The organism is Novosphingobium sp. BW1 (assembly GCF_008107685.1).
GTDB lineage: Bacteria > Pseudomonadota > Alphaproteobacteria > Sphingomonadales > Sphingomonadaceae > Novosphingobium.
This window is the reverse complement of the sequence record NZ_VIRF01000058.1, coordinates 334,107-353,923: the sequence shown is the minus strand read 5'-3', so window position 1 is coordinate 353,923 and position 19,817 is coordinate 334,107. Positions and strand designations below refer to the sequence as shown.

Sequence of the window (19,817 nt, the reverse complement as noted above, 5' to 3'; positions counted from 1 at the left end):
GAACACAGGCGCGTCGCGCTTGCTAGGAATGACACGAGAAACAAGAAGAAGATTGGGCCATGGCACTGGAAATCCTGATTGTTGACGACGAGCGTGATATTCGTGAGCTCGTTGCCGGGGTCCTGAGCGACGAGGGGTACGATTGCCGCACTGCGGGCGACAGCACTCAGGCGCTCGAGGAAATCGACAAGCGCCGCCCCTCGCTGGTGCTTCTTGACGTGTGGCTGCATGGCAGCCGCCTTGACGGGCTTGAGGTGCTCGACGCGATCAAGGCGCGCGAGCCCGAATTGCCAGTCATCATCTTCTCAGGCCACGGCAACATCGATACCGCGGTGGCGGCGATCGGGCGTGGTGCGGTCGATTTCATCGAAAAGCCTTTCGAAGCCGAGCGGCTGATCCACCTCGTCGGAAAGGCGACCGAAACCGAACGCCTGCGCCGCGAAAACGCCCAGCTGCGCCAGGACTTCTCGACCGGAGAAGAGTTCACCGGCTCGAGCGCCTCGATCAACCAGGTGCGTGCGACCCTGAAGCGCGTGGCCAACACCGGCAGCCGCCTGCTCATCACAGGGCCTGCCGGTTCGGGGAAGGAAGTGGCCGCAAGGCTTCTCCACGCCTGGAGCCCGCGCTCGGACAAGGCTTTCGTCAGCGTCAACTCGGCGCGAATCACGCCTGAGCGCTTCGAGCAGGAGTTGTTTGGGGAGGAAGCCGAGGGTGCGCTGGTGCGTCCGGGCCTCCTGGAAACCGCCGATGGCGGCACGCTGTACCTCGATGAAGTGGCGGACATGCCGCTGTCGACGCAGGCCCGGATCCTGCGCGTGCTGACCGATCAGGCATTCGTGCGCGTGGGCGGCACCCGCCAGATCCGCGTCGACGTGCGCGTTGTCTCCTCCACCTCGCGCGACCTTGAGAAAGAAATTTCCGAGCGGCGCTTTCGCGAGGACCTATTCTACCGCCTCAACGTCGTACCCGTGGCCATCCCGGCGCTGCGCGAACGACGTGACGATATTCCCGCGCTGATGGACCACTTCTTTGCGCGTTACGCCAACGAGCAGGGCGTGGCCCCGCCGCAGGTTTCGCCCGAGGCCATGACCGCGCTTCAGGCCTACGAGTGGCCGGGCAACGTGCGCCAGCTGCGCAACGTGGTCGAGCGTACGGTCATCATGGCCCCGCGCGAAAAGCTGGACCGGATCGAGCCCGACATGTTGCCCCCGGAAATCTTCAACGCCCGCGGCGGCGGCGATGGCGGCGTGGCGGTGATGATGAGCGCGCCGCTTCGCGAGGCGCGCGAAAGCTTCGAGCGTGAGTACCTTCGCGTCCAAATTCGGCGGTTTTCCGGGAATATCTCGAAGACGGCCTCATTCATCGGCATGGAGCGCTCAGCGCTGCACCGCAAGCTCAAGCTGCTCGGCATGTCAGAGCGTAAGGAGGAGGAAACTCCCGGCGAAAGCGAGGGGTGAGACACGCGCAAGGCGACCACCATAACTTTCGGATTTACTGCATTGCAGCAAGCGGGTAATTTCGATTCGCTTACGGCATGATCCGGGATGGGCATGCCAGATCGCGGACCGCATCAGCGGCCGCCAAAAAGAAGGAGAATACAATGGCTGATCGAACGCTTTCAGCACGGCCGAGAGCGAGCGCCTCCACGGAGGCTGCGGACACCAAGCCCGCGGCAGCTCCCGCGCAAACTGCACCTGCATCCGGCAAGGGCCAGAACCTTCAGGATCAGTTCCTCAACCTCCTGCGCAAGAACAAGACCCCCGTGACCATGTTCCTGGTCAAGGGCGTCAAGCTCCAGGGTATCGTCACCTGGTTCGATAACTTCTCGATCCTGCTGCGCCGCGATGGGCAGTCGCAGCTGGTCTACAAGCACGCCATTTCGACGATCATGCCCTCGACGCCCGTCGATGCGGCCCAGTTCAACAGCGGCGAGGGGGCCAAGAAGACCCGCGCGCTGCAGGACGTCTTCCTCTCCAGCATCCGTAGCGCCGGCGTGCAGGTGACGATGTTCCTCATCAACGGCGTCATGCTACAGGGCCGGGTTGCGGCCTATGACCTGTTCTGCATGCTGCTCGAACGCGAAGGCTATGTGCAGCTTGCCTACAAGCACGCGGTTTCGACGATCCAGCCGGTGACCCCGGTGGACCTTCAGAGCCACGAAGAAGCGGAAGACTGATTCCAGCTTGGACGACGAACTGAAAGGACAGGTTACGCGCGGTGCGCGTACCCTCGTCGTATATCCGCACATGCGCGGCAACCGGGGCAGCGCCGATCTGGACCCGGAAGCCCGCCTCGAAGAAGCCAAGGGGCTCGCACTCGCGATCGGCCTCGTGATTGCCGATGGCCAGATTATCCCGATCCGCGAGCCTCGCGCGGGCACGTTGTTCGGCGAAGGTCAGATCGAGAATATCTCGGTCGCCTGTAACCTCCATGAGGCCGAACTGGTGGTGGTGGACGGATCGCTCACCGCCATCCAGCAGCGCAATCTTGAAGAGAAGCTTAAGCGCAAGGTCATCGATCGCACGGGCCTCATCCTAGAGATCTTCGGGGAGCGCGCAGCGACCGCCGAAGGCCGCCTGCAGGTCGAGCTGGCCCACCTCGATTATCAGGCCGGGCGCCTGGTGCGTAGCTGGACCCACCTGGAACGTCAGCGTGGTGGCTTCGGCTTCCTTGGTGGCCCAGGCGAGACCCAGATCGAGGCTGACCGCCGGATGATCCGCGATCGGATGGGACGCCTGCGCCGCGAACTGGAGCAGGTACGCCGTACGCGCGGGCTGCACCGGGACCGGCGCGAGAAGGCGCCCTGGCCGATCGTCGCGCTGGTGGGCTACACCAACGCGGGCAAGTCGACGCTATTCAACCGCCTGACGGGCGCGGACGTTGTGGCGCAGGACCTCCTGTTCGCCACGCTCGATCCGACCATGCGCGCGGTGCGCCTGCCGGGCGTCGAAAAAGCGATCCTGTCGGACACCGTGGGCTTCATCTCGGATCTTCCTACCCAGCTCGTCGCGGCTTTCCGCGCCACGCTGGAGGAAGTGACGGCAGCCGACGTGATCCTGCACGTACGCGACATCGCCAACCCCGACACCGAATCGCAGAAGCGCCAGGTGCTATCGGTTCTCTCGGATCTGGGCGTGATCCCGCGCGAGGACGATGAGGAAGAACCGGGTGAGGAACCCACGATTCCGATCATTGAGGTCTGGAACAAGTGGGACTTGCTCACACCCGAGCGGGCAGAGGAACTGCGCGAGGTTATCGACTACCGTTCGGACGAGACGATCATCCCGCTCTCGGCGACTACGGGTGAAGGCTGTGAGCATTTGCTCGACGTTGTCGGCCATGGCCTCAACGCCGATGCGAAGGTCTATACCTTCGTGCTTCCGGCGGCCGACGGTCAGCGGCTGGCCTTCTTGCATGCGCGGGGCGAAGTGCTCTCCGAAGTCGCGGACGGCGAGGACGAAAATGGCCCCCGCATCCGGATCGAAGTGCGCCTAGCCGAGCGTGAACTAGGCCGTTTTCGCACGCTCTGACGCTTTCACCGCCTGCCAGAGCGCTTCCTGCGCGTCGAGATCGAGGTCGGCAAAAACCTCGTCTCGCTGGCTGGCGAGGGTTTCCATGCCCCGGAAGCGCCGTTCAAACTTGGCGTTCGCGGCGCGAAGCGCGTCTTCGGGCGCGATCCCGTTGAGCCGCACCAGGTTGACGGCGGCAAACAGCAGGTCGCCGGCTTCCTCCAGCTTTTCCGCATCCGAAGCCTCGGCGAGTTCGACAAGTTCCTCGCGCACCTTGTCTTGCGCGCCGCTCGGATCGGGCCAGTCGAAGCCGACACGCGCGGCGCGCTTCTGCAATTTTTCGGCGCGCATGAGCGCGGGGAGGGCAACCGCAACGCCATCGACCGCGCTCGTTTCCCCCTTGGCCGCACGTTCTTGTGCCTTCAGCTTCTCCCAGCGCTCGGTCTGGCCGGTTTCCTCGTCGCCCTCACCGAAGATGTGCGGGTGGCGCGTTTCCAGCTTGTCCGCGATCGCAGCGGCGACATCGGCAAAGGCGAAGGCGTCCTGCTCTTCGGCCATGCGCGCGTGGAAGACCACCTGGAGAAGCAAGTCGCCCAGTTCCTCGCGAAGGGCAGGAAGATCCGCGCGCTCAATAGCGTCGGCGACCTCGTAGGCCTCCTCGATGGTATAGGGCGCAATCGAGGCAAAGTCCTGCGCCCGGTCCCACTCGCACCCGTTCACCGGATCGCGCAGCGTGGCCATAATGGAGAGCAGGCGGTCGATCTGGTCGTGACGGGAAGCGGTGGTCATGGCTGTCCTTGCGCAGATGGGAAAGGGGAGGCAACGGTGCGCCTCCCTCTAGCGCTCAGAACAGCTTGGCGTCCATGGTCATGATGGTTTCGGGGCCCGCCTCGATCTGTGCGGCAAGCGCGTGGACCTGGGGGAGCATCCGGGCGAAGAAATAGCCAGCGACTGCACGCTTCTTCTGCGCGAGGGCGCTGTGCTCGCCGTTGCAGGCCGTGACCATGCGCACCCACATCCAGCCCAGCGAAACCAGCGCGACAAGCCGCAAGGTATCAGTGGCTGCGGCGCCCAGCGCCTCGACATCGCCCTTCTGCGCGACCAGGCTCTGTGCGATCCGGCGCAGCGCGACAAGCGCCTCGGCAAGCTGCGCAGCGAATGGCGATCCCTCCGCTGCGGCAAGATCGCTCTCTACCAGGGTGAGGAAGCGCGCCATGAGATTGCCGTTCTCCATCGGGAGCTTGCGGCCGACCAGGTCCATCGCCTGCACGCCATTGGTGCCTTCGTAGATCTGGGTGATGCGCGCATCGCGCACGAACTGCTCCATCCCCCATTCGTGGATGTAGCCGTGCCCACCAAAGACCTGCTGGGCCTTGACCGTCGTCTCGAAGCCCATGTCGGTGAAGGCGGCCTTGATGACGGGGGTCATCAGGAGAACCATGCCGTTGGCCTGGCCACGTACCTCGGGATCGGGGTGGCGCGCGGCGATGTCCATCTGCATCGCGGTCCACACCGCCAGCGCGCGCCCTGCGTCAAGGAAAGCGCGCCCCTCCAACAGCATTTTGCGCACGTCGGCGTGTTCGATGATCGCCACCGGCGCGCGGGTGTTGTCCGAGGAGCGGCCCTGCAGGCGTTCGCGCGCGTAGGTCGCGGCCTTCTGGTGCGCGGCCTCGGCAATGCCCAGACCCTGGATGCCAACGAAGAGGCGCTCGTTGTTCATCATTGTGAACATGGCGTTGAGCCCGCGTCCAGGCTCACCCACCAGCCAGCCGATGGCCTCATCGTAATTCATCACGCAGGTCGGCTGCGCGTGAATGCCCATCTTGCGTTCGAGTGCGCCGACAGACATCGTATTGCGGTCGCCGAGCCCACCACTCTCGGCGGGCAGGAACTTGGGCACGAGGAACATCGAGATGCCCTTCACCCCAGCCGGAGCTTCGGGAAGGCGTGCCAAGACGAGATGTACGATGTTGTTTCCGAAGTCCTGATCGCCCGAGGAGATGAAGATCTTGGTGCCGGTGACTTTGTAGCTGCCATCGCCGACCGGATCGGCGCGGGCGCGCAGGAGGCCAAGGTCGGTGCCTGCATTGGCTTCGGTCAGCGCCATCGCGCCACAGGTCTCACCGGTGATAAGGCCGGGGAGCCACCGGGCCTTGAGTCCCTCGCTCCCATGGTGTTCGAGCGCTTCGGCGGCCCCGCTGGTAAGGCCGGGGAACAGGCCGAAAGAGACGTTCGCGCCGCTCACCATCTCGTCGAGGAGGATCTGGAGCGTGCGCGGGAGGCCCTGACCGCCGAAGTCGGGATTGCCGGAGAGGCCAACCCAGCCAGCCTCCACGAAGTTGCGGTAAGCTTCGGGAAAGCCTTCGGGTGTGGTGACCTTGCCGTCTTTAAGCGCGGCGCCCTGTTCGTCGCCGGGCAGGTTGAGCGGGGCGAGTTTCTCCGCGGCAAAACGAGCGGCTTCGGTCAGGACTTCGCCCGCGAATTCGGCCGAGACATCCTCGCAGCCGGGCAGGGTGGCGATCTGGCCATCGAAATCGAGCACCTGCGTGAGCAGGAAGCGCATATCCTCCACGGGCGGCGTGAAGCTGGTCATCGCGCAAACATCCTTTCCAAACCGGGTTCGAGGGTCTGACCCTTCTGTTACGCGATCCTATGTACCAAACAGTTGTTACAATCAAGTTGGCGAGCAGTTCGAATAGGTGTCGAGGGATGAAGGACTGTCCGCCACGCGAATATCCAACGCGTGGCACATGGTGCCCAAGCCAGGCTCGCCGGATGTTTCCTCCAGGAAAACGGGAAGGGGAAATACGGTATGTCGGGATGGGATCGACGCGGCGCGCTGGGTGCGGGGTTTGCAGCACTGGGGGCGCTGGCATGTGTGGCGACAGACACAGCGCTGGCGCGGCAGGGGGATGGTGGTGTGCCGCTGGACATCGGGACCGCAGAGGGGCGTTTGCGGACCTTCATGATGCTACGCGGTGCGCTGGACGAAAGGCTCACCATGAGTTGGGTTTCGGCGCGCTACTACGGCGTTGTCGAGGATCGGATGGACCCGCTATTCGCGGTTGTCTCTGCAGTCTTTTCGCGCTCGCGCCAGCTTTCCGACGGTCGCTTCGAGGCGGTCAACGCCGAGATTGCCTGGTTCGCCGATCCGGTCACCGGGGCCGCTCTCGATACCTATCGCAACCCCTATACCGGCGAGGATGTGCAGGTGCCGCAGGGGGGATATGCGCCTTCCAAGGTGCGCTTCGGTCCCGAGCTGGAACTGCAGCTTGAGAAGGATATCCCCGGGCTGACGATGGAGCACGAAGTGCTGCCCTTTGACCTGCGCGGCGATGACCTGTGGGTGACCGAGCGCACGCGGACCGCGATGCAGGTGCCGGGCGTTGCAAAGCCGTTCCGCTATTCCGAAAGCAACACTTACCATGCAAGCTGCGCGGCGATGGAGGCCCCAGGTGCCACGCGCGTGCCGGTCTCGGTGTCGTTCACCAATGTCTGTTCGTGGCGGCCCTGGATGAACATGGGGGACAGGCCAGGGCACCTCACCGCGACGGGGGTGGGCGCGCACAACGCGGATTGGGCGCAGATGCCGCCCGCCTGGATCGCGGCAACGCGCGCGCGCCGTCCCGAGGTGCTGGAGGATCCAACCGAGCTGCTTGCGCCGCTCTGGAGTGCCTGATTACTCCGCGCTCATTCGCGGGATTTCATTCCCCGGATGAGCGTGTTCACCAGATAGCTGTTGTCCCATTCCTCGGGGTTCTCCTGCGTGGGACGCGGCGGGTTGCCCCCCATGCGCAGCACGACAAGATCGTGCCCCGGCGCGATGTCGACGATCTGGGAGGCGTTGCCGTCGAACAGGAACAGGTCGGGATCGAGATAGGGTTCGGAATGCAGAACGCGCGGGCCGGGCTGGTCGGGCGCGCCGAAAGGGCGACGCTTGACATAGGGAGCGCCGATCCACACGCCGAGGCCGAAGTGTGGGTTCTGCGTGGTGCCCGTGCGCATCTGCGCCACGTAGCCTTGGGGGAGTAGCCTGCGCCCTTCCCATGTCCCGTCGTGAAGGAGCAGCACGCCAAGCCGCAAGAAGGTCTCGGCGGGGAGCATCATGCAGCAACCGGAGTGGGCCTCGCCGCCGGGCCGATTGAGCCAGAACGCACCACCCATTGCACCAATGGGGCGGAGGACTTCGATGTCGACGAATTCCGCGTAGTCCAGGCCCGTGGCCCGTGTGATGACTTCGCCCACGAGGTCTGCGGGGGCGTTAGCGTACGAGTAGAGCGTGCCCGGTTCGGCGATCATCGGATAGCTCGCGATGATGTGCCGGGTGTGCTCGGGCGAAAGGAAGCCGAGGTTGAGTGGGCTCTCGGGGGCCGGCGAGAAGCTCTGGTGCTGCATCCCCGAGCGCATGTCGAGAAGGTGGCGCACCTTGATCCGCCCCTTCTGCGTGCCTGCAAGCTCAGGGATGAACTCGGCGATTGGCTGATCGAGCGAGGTGATCTTGCCGAGCGCGATCGCGCGGCCCACGGCAATTGCGGACAGCGGCTTAGAGAGCGACTTCGAGACAAGCGGCGTAGTGCGCGTCACGTCTTCGCCGTACCACTCGAGTGCAACTTTGCCCTTGTGCCATACGATCAGCGCGGTGCTGTTCATACGCTGGACATAGGCGGTAGCATTTTCCAGAGCGGTCTGGTTGATGACCGTCTCCGGCGCGGAGGGTAGGGGTGTCCAGTCCGGCGCACCAACGACCTGTGCCATCGGGGTATAGACGAACTTGCTGTAGTCGGTGACGTAGACTTCAAGCCGTTTGCGGTAGACGGGATCTTCGAAGGGCTTCGTGGGAGCCGCGTTGGCACCCTGGGTCGGGGCGGCAAGGCTCGCGCACAGCAGCGCGGCGGCTGTCGTTCTTACATGCATGCGCTTGTGCCTGAGACCCACCCTTCTGCACCTCCCTCAATGTGTGCCGCGAAGGTGGCATGATCGTCCGCAGGCTCCGTCCGGCCTTTGAGGTGCTGTCCACCAGTCGGACAACGGAACAGAAAAAGCTCGCGGGTAAGGGGGCTTGGTGCCGATCCTGCGACGTGAGGGGTCGGATTGTCGGCCGCCGGACACGCGGTCGTGCGGATTGATGGACAAGCAGGGGAAATGCCGGGATGATGAAATCGACTGTATTCATGGGCGTGGCCCTGGTTGCCCTGACCTTGGCCACGCGGCTGTACGCCGCGGACATGGTGACGCCCACGGGCTTGGAGGCGTCCACGCCGGGCGTGCAGGCAGACGGCGTGCGCGTGCTGCCTCCTGAAGCGATCTGGCCGCACGGCGCGCCGGTGGACCAGAATTGGCCCGGGCTTATCGACCAGCCCGTCACCGAGGAAGCGCGCGACGACGGTGAGAGCCTCTGGAACGTCACGGTACCCAGTTATCAGGCGTTCCTGCCCGATCCGGCCAAGGCCACGGGCGCGGCGGTGATCGTCGCACCGGGCGGCGGTTTCCGTCTTCTGGCCATTCACCACGAGGGCTCGCGCGTGGCGCAGTGGCTGGCTGACCATGGTATTGCGGCCTTCGTCCTCAAGTACCGGTTGATCCAGACCCCTCCGGGTGAGACCAACGAGGCGATGCGCACGCGCGTCAACACGACCATGCGCCCCGGTGTCGGCGGCGAGCCGGGTGTAACGGATGGGCTGGAGGCTCTGCGCCTCATTCGTGCGCGCGCCCAGGACTACGGGATCGCGCCTGACCGCATCGGGGCGGTCGGCTTTTCGGCGGGCGGGCACGTTGCGGGCAAGATGGCACTGGTCGAAGAGGGCTCGCGGCCCGATTTTACCGGGCTCATCTACGGATTTCCTTTCGGGGAAAGCCTGCCCGAGCTTCCACCGGCGAACCTGCCCTGGCCCGAAGGCACGCCCGAGGAGCCGTGGCTGCGCCCGGCACCAACGCCTGCGCCGGGACGGCTCGCGCCGGTATTCATGGCGGTCGCGCAGGACGATGTCGCGGTGGGGCAGGGCTTCGACGCCTGGCAGGCCGCGCTCGAGGACGCGGGCTACAGCCCGGAGACGCACCGCTACGAACGCGGCGGACACGGCTTCGGTATGAAGAAGGCCGGAGGCACTCAGGACCACTGGATCGAGGAATTCGCCTGGTGGATTGAGGCTGAGGGCTTCACCATGGCCGATTGATGGCACCCAAGGAGATATTCGTATGACCCGAACTTGGCTCGTCACGGGCGCCAATCGCGGCATTGGCCTGGAATATGTCCGGCAACTGGCGGCAGCTGGCCAGCGGGTCATAGCGACCTTCCGCGATCGGGAAGCGGCCCAGCAACTCTCGGCGCTCGCGTCCAAGTATCCGGGGCGTGTGCGCCTCGAAACCCTTGACGTCGCGGACGCGGTTTCGCTCGTGGCATTCGTCCAGCGCCTGGGGGATGAGGCCGTCGATGTCCTCGTCAACAACGCCGGGCTCTATGGGGGCAGCTGGACCAGCGATGCGCCGCGCCAGTCGTCCGAGGGCATGGACTACGCGCTCTGGGAAGAGATCCTGCGGGTGAACACCATCGCGCCCTTCCGGCTGACCGTAGCCTTGCGCGCGAACCTGCGTGGCAGCGCTCAGCCGCTAGTGGTGATGATGGGATCGGAGCTTGGCTCGATCTCTGCCAATACCATGGGCCAGAGCCACGCCTATCGTTCGAGCAAGGCCGCGCTCAACATGGTGATGAAGGGATTGTCGATCGATCTGGTCGGGGAGGGCATTGCGATTGTCTCCATGGCGCCAGGCTGGACGCGCACCGATTTGGGCGGCCCGGCCGCGACATGGTGCGTGGACGAGAGCGTCGCCAAGCAGCTGGACGTGATCGCGGGCCTGGGCCCTGTGGACACCGGACGCTTCCTCAACCTGCTTGGGGAAGACGTAGCTTGGTGAAGTTTGGTCCGCCTGTCGGATATCGTATCCCTAAAGCGGTGCGTGCACGCGGCGAAAGGAGAACACCACGCTGCCATAAACGCCTTGCGTTGAAGATCCTTGATTTAACGCAATTGGCACATGGACTTATTCGGAGCTTCCCCCCTCGATGACCGATCTCTTCCCGAGCGGTACCTTGTCCCAGGCCGCGACCGCTTCTGCCCAGACCAATCCCGGTGACGGCAAGGTGGGCACATCCGTCCTGCTGCGGTATGGCACGGGCCAGTTGGGCGCGCAGATCTTCCGCGACACGCCCGCGGTGCTTCTGCCGCTCTTCATGACCACGATGCTGGGGGTTGAAGCCTGGCTCGCCGGGCTTGTCGTGCTCATTCCCAAGCTCTGGCTCATCGCCTGTGACCCGCTTGTCGGCGCCTGGTCGGACCGCATGCGCAAGCTCTACGGGCGCACGCCCTTCCTGGTCGGCGGTGCGATCCTGACGAGCCTTGGCTTCGTCGCGCTCTTCACGCTGACCGAAAGCGCGAGCCCGATGGTCTCGGCCGCGCTCACCTGTCTTCTGTTCTTCCTGGCCTCAACGGCCTTCTCGATGTTCTCGGTGCCCTATCTGGCGATCGCCGCGACGCTTTCGCCCGACCCGCACGAGCGTACCCGGATCATGATCTTCCGCATGATCTTCTCGACCTTCGGCGTTCTTATCGGTGTCGGCGTCGCGCAGCCGATGATCTACTGGCTGGGCGGGGGCGATCATGGCTGGACGATGATGGCGCTGACGCTGGGCGCCGTGTGCCTTGTCACCATGCTGGTGACCGCGATCGGGCTTGCCCGTGTGCCGATGATTGAGGACGATTCCGTACAGGGCAGTCTCATCAGCCAGCTCAAGGTGATTGGCACCAACAAGCCTTACCTGATCCTGGTTCTCACCTGCCTTATCCAGAACATCGGCCAGGCTTCGGGCTACACCGTGATCGGCTTTGTCTTCCTTTATGCGCTGCAGGCGGTCTGGATCATACCGGCCTTCATCCTCGTGATGTCGATAGCGGGCATTGCCGCGCAGCCGTTGTGGTTTACGCTCTCGCGCCGCTGGGGCAAGGAAAAGACCTACGTCTTCGCCTCGGCCATGTGGACCGCAGTCACCGTGTCCTGGTACTGGATGGCGCCCGCCACCGACGAGATCATGACGTTGCCCGGCGTTGGCGTTATGGGCACACAACATCTTCTTGTGCTGGTGCGCGGAGCGCTCATCGGCATCAGCAATGCCGCTTTCATCATGCTCGCGCTCTCGATGCTGACCGATACCATCGACTTCCAGCGCCGCCGGGCTGGCGCCGCGAACGAGGGTGTGTTTGCCGGGCTCTTCTCCGCCATCGAGAAGCTCTCCTTCGCACTGGGGCCCGTCATCGCGGGCCTCGTCATGAGCGCCTTCGGCTTCGTCTCTTCCAAGGGTGGCGCGGTCGAGCAGACCCCGCACGCGGTTACCGGCATCCTGCTGCTCTACAGCCTGATCCCAGCGGCACTGCAGGTTGTCAGCCTCATCGTCTTCTCGCGTTATCGCATCGCCAAGGACTGACCGCAGTCATGCAACATTCCAGGCTCCGCCGCGCTTACGTACCCTGCCGTTTCGGACAGCTGCACGTGCGGATCGCGGAGCCGGAAGCCGTGCCGGTCGCGCCGCCGCTGGTCTGCTTTCACCAGACGCCGAGCCACGGTGGTGACTGGGATGCGGTGCTGGCGCTGATGAGCCGGGACCGCTGGGTAGTCGCCCCCGACACGCCGGGCTACGGGCAAAGCGATGCGCCGCCCGAACCCGCCTCGCTCGAGGAACTGGCCACGGCGCTGTCCGAAGGGCTTGAGGCCCTGGCCGCAGGCCTTGGCTTCGCACTTACCCGCTACGATGCGATGGGCCATCATACCGGCTCTGTCCTTGCCGCTGAACTGGCCCGATACGACGGCCGCGTGCGGCATCTGGTATTCTGCAGCCTGCCGGCGTTCGGCGAGGCAGCGCGCCAGGACATGTTGCGTGGGATCGATGGCATGTTCCCGCCGGTCGACGGCAGCCTTGCACGGGCCGAGCAGCTCCATGCCTTCCAGTCGAGCTTTGCCGACCGCCGTCTCGATGGTGCGCAGCGACAGGTCGCCATGGCCGAATGCCTGCGCCTGGGCGAGCGCATGGACTGGGGCTACCGTGCGGTCTTCGAATATGATCTGATCGCGGTCCTCTCTGCGCTGCCGCACCGGGCACTGATCCTCAACAGCGAGGATGACCTGAACGCGGTGACGGGTGAAGCCGCGCAGCTGCTGGAACGCGGGATTTATCGCGAACTGGAAGGGTGCGGGCACGGGTTCCTGGCCTTTGCCGATGAAGCCTTCGCGCGCGACGTGCGCGCTTTTCTCGACGGAAACTGACACAAGGAAGACGATGATGGGCAGGAGCGGCACAATCCATACAGGCTGGCTGACGCGTGCGGCGCTGGGAGCAGCGCTGCTGTGTGCTAGCCCTGTGGCACTTGCGCAAGGCGCCGGGCCGGCCCCCACCCCTGCGCAATTGGAAGAGGGCTCGCGCGAGGTTCGTGAAGGCGCGGTCGCGCCACCTGATTACGCAGATCCGGCCATGTGGTCGGCGGGCCCTGAAGGGCCGGGCCCAGCCAGAGCCCTGCCGCAAGGCGCAACCCCAGCGGCCAGCGATCCGGGCGTTGCCGTGTTCTACGTTCACCCCACGACCTTCCTGTCCGATAAGGACGACTGGACCCAGGATCCGGCCGATGCTGATGCGAGCCGCTGGGCCGATGAGAGCGTGGTTCAGCGTCAGGCCAGCGCGTTCTCGGCGTGCTGCGAAATCTGGTCTCCACGCTACCGCGCGGCGAGCACCAACGCACTGCGCTCGCGCGCCCATACCGACGCGGCCTATGCCTTGGCCTACACCGATATCGAGCGGGCCTTCGACTGGTTCCTGAAGCATATCGGGGATGAGCGCCCGTTCATTCTGGCCGGACACAGCCAAGGCGGGAAGCACGTGGGGGATCTTCTTGAAAAGAAGGTTGCCGGCACGCCCCTGCAGGAGCGTCTCGTCGCGGCCTACATCGTGGGCATCAACATTGCCGAGGCCGAAGTGCCGCTACGCTTCGGGTCGGTGCCGGTATGCGACCATGCCGACCAGACCGGATGCCTTGTCCAGTGGAACGCCATTCTCGCGGGAACCGACCTTGATCCGATTGTCTCGGCCTACGAGAAGAGCTTTGCCGATATATACGGCGCGCAGGCCGGGCAGCAGATGGTATGTGTGAACCCGGTCACCTTCGAACGCAGCCAGCCGTCCAACCTTTCGGCACAGGCCAAGGGCGCAGTGCCCGGTTCGCCGGGCTTCGGCGCGATGGCGCCCTTGCGCAAAGGTGCGGTTGCCGCCCGTTGCGAGCGTGGAATGCTGGTGGTCTATCCGGCACCGGGCCTTGGGCTTGAGCCGCTGCCCGGGACAGGTGTGATGCACTATCACGACATCGGTTTGTTCTGGGCGGATATTCGGGCGAATGCGCGCTTGCGTGCGCAGCGCTGGCTTGCAACACATCGCTAACCGCTGCGCGAATAAAGGATGCAAACCTTGCACGGCGCTGTGGCATAAATGTCTACATCTTATAACAATTAATTGAAGAATGCGCAGGCACAGCACTTTGGTGCAGCTTTCAGACAGGTAGAACCTGCTAGAGATAAGCGGTTTATAAAGGCTCAGCCAGCAAGGAAGGACATAGGATTTCATGCGGAAGATCGTCTCGCTATCCACTCTCTCCATGGTCGCCGCGGCGACGGCCATGCTCGCACCGTCGGTCGCCTCGGCCGATGCGGCGCGCGGCAAGCAGCTGTTCATGCGCTGCATGGCCTGCCACACGGTGAACAAGGGCGGCGCCAACAGGGTTGGTCCGAACCTCGCCGGTGTCGTCGGCCGCAAGGCGGGCGCGGTGAAAAACTTCAAGTACTCGGCCGCCATGCAGAAGGCGGACCTGACCTGGGATGAAAAGACTCTCGACAAGTGGCTGGCCCGCCCCGCGACGGTCGTTCCTGGCACGTCGATGGTTTTTGCTGGCCTTCCCAAGCCGGAAGATCGCAAGTCGCTGATCGAATACATGAAGGCAGCGGGCAAGTAAGCATGACGATGGGTTCTGAGCATTCGCGCCGTAGGGTTCTGGGTGGTTCGCTGGCTTTGGCAGCGGCATTGGCGGCAAGGCCGGTGCTGGCTGTGGATAGCCCTGCAATGACCACGCGTACGCTCATGGCTCCGGGAGCCCGCGAGGTCTCGGTGAGCGAGTGGCGGCCCGAGAGCACGGCGCGCGGAACCATCCTCTTCTCGCATGGCGCGGGTTCCGCGCCATGGCATTACGACCTCATTCTCGCGCCATGGATCGCAGCCGGGTACCACGTGCTCGCGCCGCTTCACGTGGATTCGCGCGAGCATCCGCGGACCAAGGACTTCCCGGGCCTTGCCAGCTGGAAGACCCGGATCGAGGACATGCGCTTGCTTCTCACCGAGATCGGCGACACGCCGTTCATTGCGGCGGGCCACTCCTACGGTGGCCTTGTCGCAACGACACTGGGTGGTTCGCAGGGCGTGATGCCTGAGGGAATGTCCACGCCGTTCTATCCGCGCCTTGCCAAGGCCGTGGTCGCCTTCTCGCCGCCTGCACCGGTGCCGGTGCTGATGACGGCGGAAGGCTATGGCAAGATTGCCGTTCCCGCGCTTATCCAAACCGGCACGATCGACAATCCTCCGGGCGTCGACGATCCCGAGAGCGAGGCGTGGAAGGGCCACCTTGCACCATTCGACACGGCGGCCGAAGGGGGGAACCGCTACGGTCTCGTGCTTCAGGGGGCAAACCACTATTTCGGCGGCATCATCTGTGATGACAGCCAGCCCGGCCCGCCGCAGCTGGCGCAGATCGACCTTGCCAACAGGTACGTGGAGCTGTTCCTCGAAGCCTACGGCCAAGGCGATGCAGCCGCGAAATCCGCACTCGATGCGCGGATTACCGATGCGCTGCCCGCGCGTCTGATGGCCAAGTAACCAGGTTGCATCCGTCACACGGCCCCCTGCGGTGGGCCGCTGATGATGAATCTGATCGCCCTCCTGTCCGCTAGCCGGACAGGAAGGCGATCCAGTCCGCACCGAGATGCCCGAAGGGTCAAGGTATAATCCTGCAAAGCCTGGGCCTGACATCGGGCGAGAGGACATTACGAATGGACGAACACACCATCATTTCCCTGACGGTCGAGGACGCCACGGCGGAGAATACGGCCGCGTTTGGCGATATCGTGGGACGGCAGGCGCCGGTCGAGCCGGTCTCGGTGGACTTCTACAAGGGAGCCGTGCGGATGAGTTATCCCACGCGTTTCACGTCCGAGCACCCGGTCGAAATGACGCTAGCGCAGATGACGCGCCGCGAACCTGAAGTGCGCTACATGGAGCGCCACTTCCAGCACACGCAGGCGTTCCTGCCGCTGGGCGGCAAGCCCTTCATTGCCGTCATGGCTCCGCCGAGTGAAAGTGAACTGCCCGATCTCTCCAAGGTGCGCGCGTTCCGCTTCGACGGTACAGCGGGCTTCTCGCTGCACCTTGGTACCTGGCACGAATTCCCCTTTGCCATTGAGGACGAGACCGATATCGTGGTCTTGCTGTCGAGCCAGACGGGATACGATCTCAAGGCAAAAGACGCCGAGACCGAGGAGGCCCACGGCCCCGATCTCGACAAGAAGGACATCGTTGCCCGTACTGGCAACGTGTTCCGTTTCGAATTTACGGAGTGACCCTGACAATGGTGGAACGCAAGAACCGCGAGCGTATCGCCCGGTCCAAGGGCAGCCAGCCGGTCGTCTTCGAGAACGAGACGGTCGATGCGCTGGCGAGCATGGTCCTGTCGCTCATGGGCGAGGTGGTCGTCCTCAAAGACCGGCTCGATGCCAACGAGCGCCTGCTCGCCGCGGCAGGGCTGCACGGTCCGGCCAATGTCGACAGCTTTGCGCCCGACGCGGCAGCCAAGGCCTACCGGGCGGGTTACCGCGAAGGCATTTACGACCGCGTGCTGGGGGCTGGGCGCGACAAGCTGGTGCCCCAGGCGCTGGCCGAACAGCAGGAATACGAGGGCGTGCTCGACGCGGTCACCCGCGACTAAGCGCAAACCGGACATACATCCTCACGGCGGGAGACGGCCATGGAACAGTATAAGCAGGAACATTTCGGCCACGCGGTGATGCCGCAGGCCAACCACGACGAACAGGCGCTTGAGGATCATTTCCTTGCCATGCGTGCGTGGACCAACCGCAACATCGATCCGCTCGACCGGCGCCTCCTCGACGAGGTCATCGTGCCTGAGGTCGAGAAGGAAACGGGTGCGGCTCCGACGAGCAGCCGCCAGGTCCGCCAGAAGCTGGAAGCGCATCCGCTCCACCAGTACTGGCTGACGCTTTCGCTGCACTACCAGGACCGTATCTGGTACGGGCTCGATGCCGCGATCAACCGCCAGTACGACGAGCTTTCGGAGAAGGTCGGCGCGCAGGTTGCAAGCCCCAAGGGGTCGCTCACTCTCAACCCCGAGCTTGAGATTCCGCGCTACATCGCGGCCTTCGACCATCACCGTATGCCGGGCAGCTACGTGGTTGATACGTCGGACTTCGATTTCCGTGCAGGCGCACTCTACGATCGCTTTGCCTCTACGTACCTGCGCAATCTCAATGGCGGGTGGAAGAACGACGGGCGCGGGCACACGCTCGCCAGTCACGTGCAGGATTTCCATCCCGACTTGAAGCCCAAGCGCATTCTGGACCTGGGCTGCTCGGTCGGCCACTCGACGCTGGCAATTGCCGAGGCGTTCCCGGATGCCGAAGTCTTCGCTCTCGATGTCGGTGCGCCGATGCTGCGCTACGGCCACGCTCGTGCGGAATCGATGGGCGTTCCCATACATTTCAGCCAGCAGGACGCCGAGCACACGAATTTCGAGGACGAGAGCTTCGATCTTGTTTGCTCCTCCGCCGTGTTGCATGAGACTTCGGCCAAGGGCATGCGCGGTGTCTTCAAGGAGTGTTTCCGCCTGCTGCGCAAGGGCGGCGTGATGTGCCACGTCGACGTGCCGCCGCGCCATGAGCACATGGCCCTGTGGGACCAGATGCGCTGCGACTTTGAAAGCCATTACAACAACGAGCCGTTCATGACCTCGCTTGCCCGGACCGACTGGGTCAAGGTGGCGACCGATGCCGGCTTTGACAAAGAAAACGTCCACGTCGGGTATCGTAAGGGCACAACCGGCCTGAAGCCCGACCGCGCGGACTTCTTCACCGAGGGGCACCCCGAGGGGCGCGCGCTGCTCGGCAGCTGGTATGCGTGTTCGGCGACCAAGTAAGGTCGCCGAATCCCTCAGATACCATAGATGGAACGGGCCGTGCTGGAGAACAGCGCGGCCCGTTCGTTTCGGGACAAGTCGCGCGTGACGAGCTTGAAGGCATTCCAGATCTGGCCGTAAGTCGAGGCAGGCCGGTTGGCTGGCCAGTTGCTCTCGAACATGCAGCGCTGGGGGCCAAACAGCTCGATGGCCGTCTCGATCCAGGGCTTCCAGTCGTGCGCAAGCGAAATGGACGTTGTTTCGGGTCCCGCCATCTGCCCCATGAAGGGGCCGAGGCCACCGATCTTGGTAACGATGTTTGGGCACTGCGCAAGGCGCGCCATCGCGGGGCGCCACTCGGCAAAGGTCGTATCGAGCTTGCCCGCATAAGGTCCGAGCCCGAGGGGGCAGCCAAGGTGTTCCAGCACGATGGTCGTGTCCGCACAGGCTGTTGCAAGGTCCGCCAGCTCGTCCATTTGCGGGTGAAACAGCCAGGATTCGAAAATCAGTCCCTTGCGTCCGAGCAGGGTAACGCCTTCGCGAAGGGCCTTGTCCTGCAACAGCTTCGGATTGTTATGGATGCCTGCAAGTGGTGCGAAAGAGGCGGTCGCGATCGAGTTGCGCACGCCGCGAAGATGGCCTCCTGCAGCCTCGTCATGGCGGGCGAGCAAGGCTTCGAGCCCGTCTGTACGGGTCAAGTCCACTTTGGCAACGATGCCGGATGCAAGGCCGCTTCCGCGATGCGCCTCGGCAAGTTCACCAACGTACCGGGTCTCTCCGAGCGAGCGTGCGGCGTGCGCGCCTGCGGCATCGTACATGATCCCGCATTCGATGAAGACGCTGCCCGCAATGCGGTGTCCCGAACGCGCGATGTCGTCCGCGAAGTCCTGCGCCAGATAGCGTTCGCCCGCTGCTTCAGGATCGGGAAAATCGCGCAGATGGAAGTGGGGGTCGACTATCTCGAGCTCGGGTTCCAGCGCGGGTTCCTCGGCCATGGCTCCCGCCGCGCGCCCCGGGAGCGGGAGCGCACCGGCGGCGAGGCCGAGGCCCAGTGTGCCAAGCGCGGCGCGGCGGTCAATGCCGCTCATTTCGATGCCACGCGCGCGAAAAAGGGCAGGGCCCTTTCCAGCGACCGTGTCGGGCAGTCGAGCGGCATCATGTGCCCACATTCGGGCACCACCGCCAAGGTCCTATCGTGGGTCTTGAGCGCGCTGAATGCCTTGAGCCCATGCGTCTCCAGCTTGGTTTCGTGATCCTGGTCCGACCACAGCAGAAGGGTCGGGACCGTGATCCGCGCCAGATCGGCGGGCGTGCGGTCATGGTCCATTGCGGCAGATACCTGGCCTGCAACCGCAGGGTCACGCAGCATGCGGTGATTTAGGCCCGTCCAGCGGGTGACCAGTTCGGGCGTCACCTTACGGTCATCGACTACGTTGGCGAGAAGGATCTGGCGCCAGTATTCCGGGCGGTGCCAGCCTGGGTGCGTGGCGTCTTCGGCCAGCACTTTGCGGAACTCCTCCGGCAATGTCGCAACGTCGAGATGAATGGGGCCCGCGGCAATGTTCGAGAGGACGAGACCATCGAGCCGCTCGGGATGTGCGGCGGCATACGCTGCCGTCGGCGTGCCTGCGCTCGAGGTACCAACGAGCGTGAAGCGCGCGATGCCGAGCTTGGTCATCAGGGCATCAATGAGCTGGATCTGGTGCTTGGTCGAATAGTCCCCTTGCGGGTTCGGGCCGGAGAGACCGGCCGGCGCCTTGTCGTAGCGGATGACGCGGTAGCTCTTGGTCAATTCCGCAGCCCAGTTGTCCCACTGGCGCAGGCTGGCAAAGGAGCCGTGGACGAGCAGGATTGCGGGGCCCTTGCCTTCATCTACGAAATGGACGGGCTCACCTTCGATCGTGGCAAACTGGGAGTTGGGCAGCGCATAGCCGGCGCGTAGCGTGTCGTCGCCCGGATAGTCGGGCGCGGCCGAAGCCGAAAGGGCTCCCGTCGCACTGAGAGCCAGAGCCGAGCCAAGCGCCAGAAGAGGGCGGGCCATTCG

The 19,817-nt window shown here is 64.3% G+C and carries 19 protein-coding genes; 14 read left to right on the top strand and 5 right to left on the bottom strand.

The features are described 5' to 3' along the window. Nucleotides 1–59: 59 nt before the first annotated feature. From FMM79_RS06670 to hflX, 3 genes are all read left to right on the top strand, one after another. Nucleotides 60–1,457, top strand: coding sequence for a sigma-54 dependent transcriptional regulator (locus FMM79_RS06670; RefSeq protein ID WP_148626726.1), 1,398 nt, complete (start codon nt 60–62; stop codon nt 1,455–1,457). 143 nt (nt 1,458–1,600) lie between these two features. Next, nucleotides 1,601–2,176: an RNA chaperone Hfq gene (gene hfq, locus FMM79_RS06665; protein ID WP_148626725.1), complete on the top strand. Its 576-nt coding sequence runs from the start codon at nt 1,601–1,603 to the stop codon at nt 2,174–2,176. 7 nt (nt 2,177–2,183) lie between these two features. Next, nucleotides 2,184–3,530, top strand: coding sequence for a GTPase HflX (gene hflX, locus FMM79_RS06660; RefSeq protein WP_205466517.1), 1,347 nt, complete (start codon nt 2,184–2,186; stop codon nt 3,528–3,530). Here hflX and mazG read toward each other — a convergent pair. Beyond that, complete coding sequence (gene mazG / locus FMM79_RS06655) at nt 3,507–4,298, bottom strand: nucleoside triphosphate pyrophosphohydrolase (protein WP_148626724.1); 792 nt, start codon at nt 4,296–4,298, stop codon at nt 3,507–3,509. The genes hflX and mazG overlap by 24 nt on opposite strands. 55 nt (nt 4,299–4,353) lie before the next feature. Further along, the gene (locus FMM79_RS06650) at nt 4,354–6,102 is read right to left on the bottom strand and encodes an acyl-CoA dehydrogenase C-terminal domain-containing protein (RefSeq protein WP_148626723.1); all 1,749 of its coding nucleotides are present in this window, start codon (nt 6,100–6,102) and stop codon (nt 4,354–4,356) included. 219 nt (nt 6,103–6,321) lie between these two features. Here FMM79_RS06650 and FMM79_RS06645 point away from each other — a divergent pair, with 219 nt between their 5' ends. Further along, nucleotides 6,322–7,188 carry a DUF1838 family protein gene (locus FMM79_RS06645; protein ID WP_148626722.1) on the top strand — a complete coding sequence of 289 codons (867 nt, stop codon included), beginning with the start codon at nt 6,322–6,324 and terminating at the stop codon, nt 7,186–7,188. Between the two features lie 11 nt (nt 7,189–7,199). Here the strand turns inward: FMM79_RS06645 and FMM79_RS06640 are convergent, their stop codons facing one another. Beyond that, nucleotides 7,200–8,423, bottom strand: a complete 1,224-nt coding sequence (locus tag FMM79_RS06640; RefSeq protein ID WP_148626721.1) for a serine hydrolase — start codon at nt 8,421–8,423, stop codon at nt 7,200–7,202. A gap of 236 nt (nt 8,424–8,659) precedes the next feature. Between FMM79_RS06640 and FMM79_RS06635 the strand changes: the two genes are divergently transcribed. From FMM79_RS06635 to FMM79_RS06590, 10 genes are all read left to right on the top strand, one after another. Then, nucleotides 8,660–9,682: an alpha/beta hydrolase gene (locus FMM79_RS06635; protein WP_148626720.1), complete on the top strand. Its 1,023-nt coding sequence runs from the start codon at nt 8,660–8,662 to the stop codon at nt 9,680–9,682. A gap of 22 nt (nt 9,683–9,704) precedes the next feature. Further along, nucleotides 9,705–10,421, top strand: coding sequence for an SDR family oxidoreductase (locus tag FMM79_RS06630; protein ID WP_148626719.1), 717 nt, complete (start codon nt 9,705–9,707; stop codon nt 10,419–10,421). Nucleotides 10,422–10,569: 148 nt separating this feature from the next. Beyond that, nucleotides 10,570–11,985 carry an MFS transporter gene (locus tag FMM79_RS06625; protein ID WP_148626718.1) on the top strand — a complete coding sequence of 472 codons (1,416 nt, stop codon included), beginning with the start codon at nt 10,570–10,572 and terminating at the stop codon, nt 11,983–11,985. Between the two features lie 8 nt (nt 11,986–11,993). Then, the gene (locus tag FMM79_RS06620; RefSeq protein ID WP_148626717.1) at nt 11,994–12,821 is read left to right on the top strand and encodes an alpha/beta fold hydrolase; all 828 of its coding nucleotides are present in this window, start codon (nt 11,994–11,996) and stop codon (nt 12,819–12,821) included. Between the two features lie 13 nt (nt 12,822–12,834). After that, the gene (locus FMM79_RS06615; RefSeq protein WP_162528453.1) at nt 12,835–13,983 is read left to right on the top strand and encodes a DUF3089 domain-containing protein; all 1,149 of its coding nucleotides are present in this window, start codon (nt 12,835–12,837) and stop codon (nt 13,981–13,983) included. Between the two features lie 181 nt (nt 13,984–14,164). Next, the gene (locus tag FMM79_RS06610) at nt 14,165–14,551 is read left to right on the top strand and encodes a cytochrome c family protein (protein WP_148626715.1); all 387 of its coding nucleotides are present in this window, start codon (nt 14,165–14,167) and stop codon (nt 14,549–14,551) included. A gap of 107 nt (nt 14,552–14,658) precedes the next feature. Beyond that, nucleotides 14,659–15,465: an alpha/beta fold hydrolase gene (locus tag FMM79_RS06605; protein ID WP_240339023.1), complete on the top strand. Its 807-nt coding sequence runs from the start codon at nt 14,659–14,661 to the stop codon at nt 15,463–15,465. Nucleotides 15,466–15,638: 173 nt separating this feature from the next. Next, entirely contained in the window at nt 15,639–16,205 is a 567-nt protein-coding gene (locus FMM79_RS06600) for an ureidoglycolate lyase (protein ID WP_148626714.1), read from the top strand. An 8-nt stretch (nt 16,206–16,213) separates the two neighbouring features. Continuing rightward, a complete protein-coding gene (locus FMM79_RS06595; protein WP_148626713.1) occupies nt 16,214–16,570 on the top strand; it encodes a hypothetical protein in 357 nt (118 codons plus the stop codon). A gap of 39 nt (nt 16,571–16,609) precedes the next feature. After that, nucleotides 16,610–17,794 (top strand): class I SAM-dependent methyltransferase, encoded by a 1,185-nt coding sequence (locus FMM79_RS06590; protein ID WP_148626712.1) that lies wholly within the window; start codon nt 16,610–16,612, stop codon nt 17,792–17,794. 14 nt (nt 17,795–17,808) lie between these two features. Here FMM79_RS06590 and FMM79_RS06585 read toward each other — a convergent pair whose 3' ends face one another. Further along, the gene (locus FMM79_RS06585) at nt 17,809–18,861 is read right to left on the bottom strand and encodes an amidohydrolase (protein ID WP_148626711.1); all 1,053 of its coding nucleotides are present in this window, start codon (nt 18,859–18,861) and stop codon (nt 17,809–17,811) included. Next, nucleotides 18,858–19,814 (bottom strand): alpha/beta fold hydrolase, encoded by a 957-nt coding sequence (locus FMM79_RS06580; protein ID WP_240339022.1) that lies wholly within the window; start codon nt 19,812–19,814, stop codon nt 18,858–18,860. The genes FMM79_RS06585 and FMM79_RS06580 overlap by 4 nt, the downstream gene beginning before the upstream one ends. Nucleotides 19,815–19,817 lie beyond the last annotated feature (3 nt).

Excerpts from the sequence above, each read along its gene's own strand:
- FMM79_RS06670 (WP_148626726.1), top strand. The coding sequence starts at position 60 with ATGGCACTGGAAATCCTGATTGTTGACGACGAGCGTGATATTCGTGAG.
- hfq (WP_148626725.1), top strand. The coding sequence starts at position 1,601 with ATGGCTGATCGAACGCTTTCAGCACGGCCGAGAGCGAGCGCCTCCACG.
- mazG (WP_148626724.1), bottom strand. The coding sequence starts at position 4,298 with ATGACCACCGCTTCCCGTCACGACCAGATCGACCGCCTGCTCTCCATT.
- FMM79_RS06650 (WP_148626723.1), bottom strand. The coding sequence starts at position 6,102 with ATGACCAGCTTCACGCCGCCCGTGGAGGATATGCGCTTCCTGCTCACG.
- FMM79_RS06645 (WP_148626722.1), top strand. The coding sequence starts at position 6,322 with ATGTCGGGATGGGATCGACGCGGCGCGCTGGGTGCGGGGTTTGCAGCA.
- FMM79_RS06640 (WP_148626721.1), bottom strand. The coding sequence starts at position 8,423 with ATGCATGTAAGAACGACAGCCGCCGCGCTGCTGTGCGCGAGCCTTGCC.
- FMM79_RS06635 (WP_148626720.1), top strand. The coding sequence starts at position 8,660 with ATGATGAAATCGACTGTATTCATGGGCGTGGCCCTGGTTGCCCTGACC.
- FMM79_RS06630 (WP_148626719.1), top strand. The coding sequence starts at position 9,705 with ATGACCCGAACTTGGCTCGTCACGGGCGCCAATCGCGGCATTGGCCTG.
- FMM79_RS06625 (WP_148626718.1), top strand. The coding sequence starts at position 10,570 with ATGACCGATCTCTTCCCGAGCGGTACCTTGTCCCAGGCCGCGACCGCT.
- FMM79_RS06620 (WP_148626717.1), top strand. The coding sequence starts at position 11,994 with ATGCAACATTCCAGGCTCCGCCGCGCTTACGTACCCTGCCGTTTCGGA.
- FMM79_RS06615 (WP_162528453.1), top strand. The coding sequence starts at position 12,835 with ATGATGGGCAGGAGCGGCACAATCCATACAGGCTGGCTGACGCGTGCG.
- FMM79_RS06610 (WP_148626715.1), top strand. The coding sequence starts at position 14,165 with ATGCGGAAGATCGTCTCGCTATCCACTCTCTCCATGGTCGCCGCGGCG.
- FMM79_RS06605 (WP_240339023.1), top strand. The coding sequence starts at position 14,659 with ATGACCACGCGTACGCTCATGGCTCCGGGAGCCCGCGAGGTCTCGGTG.
- FMM79_RS06600 (WP_148626714.1), top strand. The coding sequence starts at position 15,639 with ATGGACGAACACACCATCATTTCCCTGACGGTCGAGGACGCCACGGCG.
- FMM79_RS06595 (WP_148626713.1), top strand. The coding sequence starts at position 16,214 with ATGGTGGAACGCAAGAACCGCGAGCGTATCGCCCGGTCCAAGGGCAGC.
- FMM79_RS06590 (WP_148626712.1), top strand. The coding sequence starts at position 16,610 with ATGGAACAGTATAAGCAGGAACATTTCGGCCACGCGGTGATGCCGCAG.
- FMM79_RS06585 (WP_148626711.1), bottom strand. The coding sequence starts at position 18,861 with ATGAGCGGCATTGACCGCCGCGCCGCGCTTGGCACACTGGGCCTCGGC.
- FMM79_RS06580 (WP_240339022.1), bottom strand. The coding sequence starts at position 19,814 with ATGGCCCGCCCTCTTCTGGCGCTTGGCTCGGCTCTGGCTCTCAGTGCG.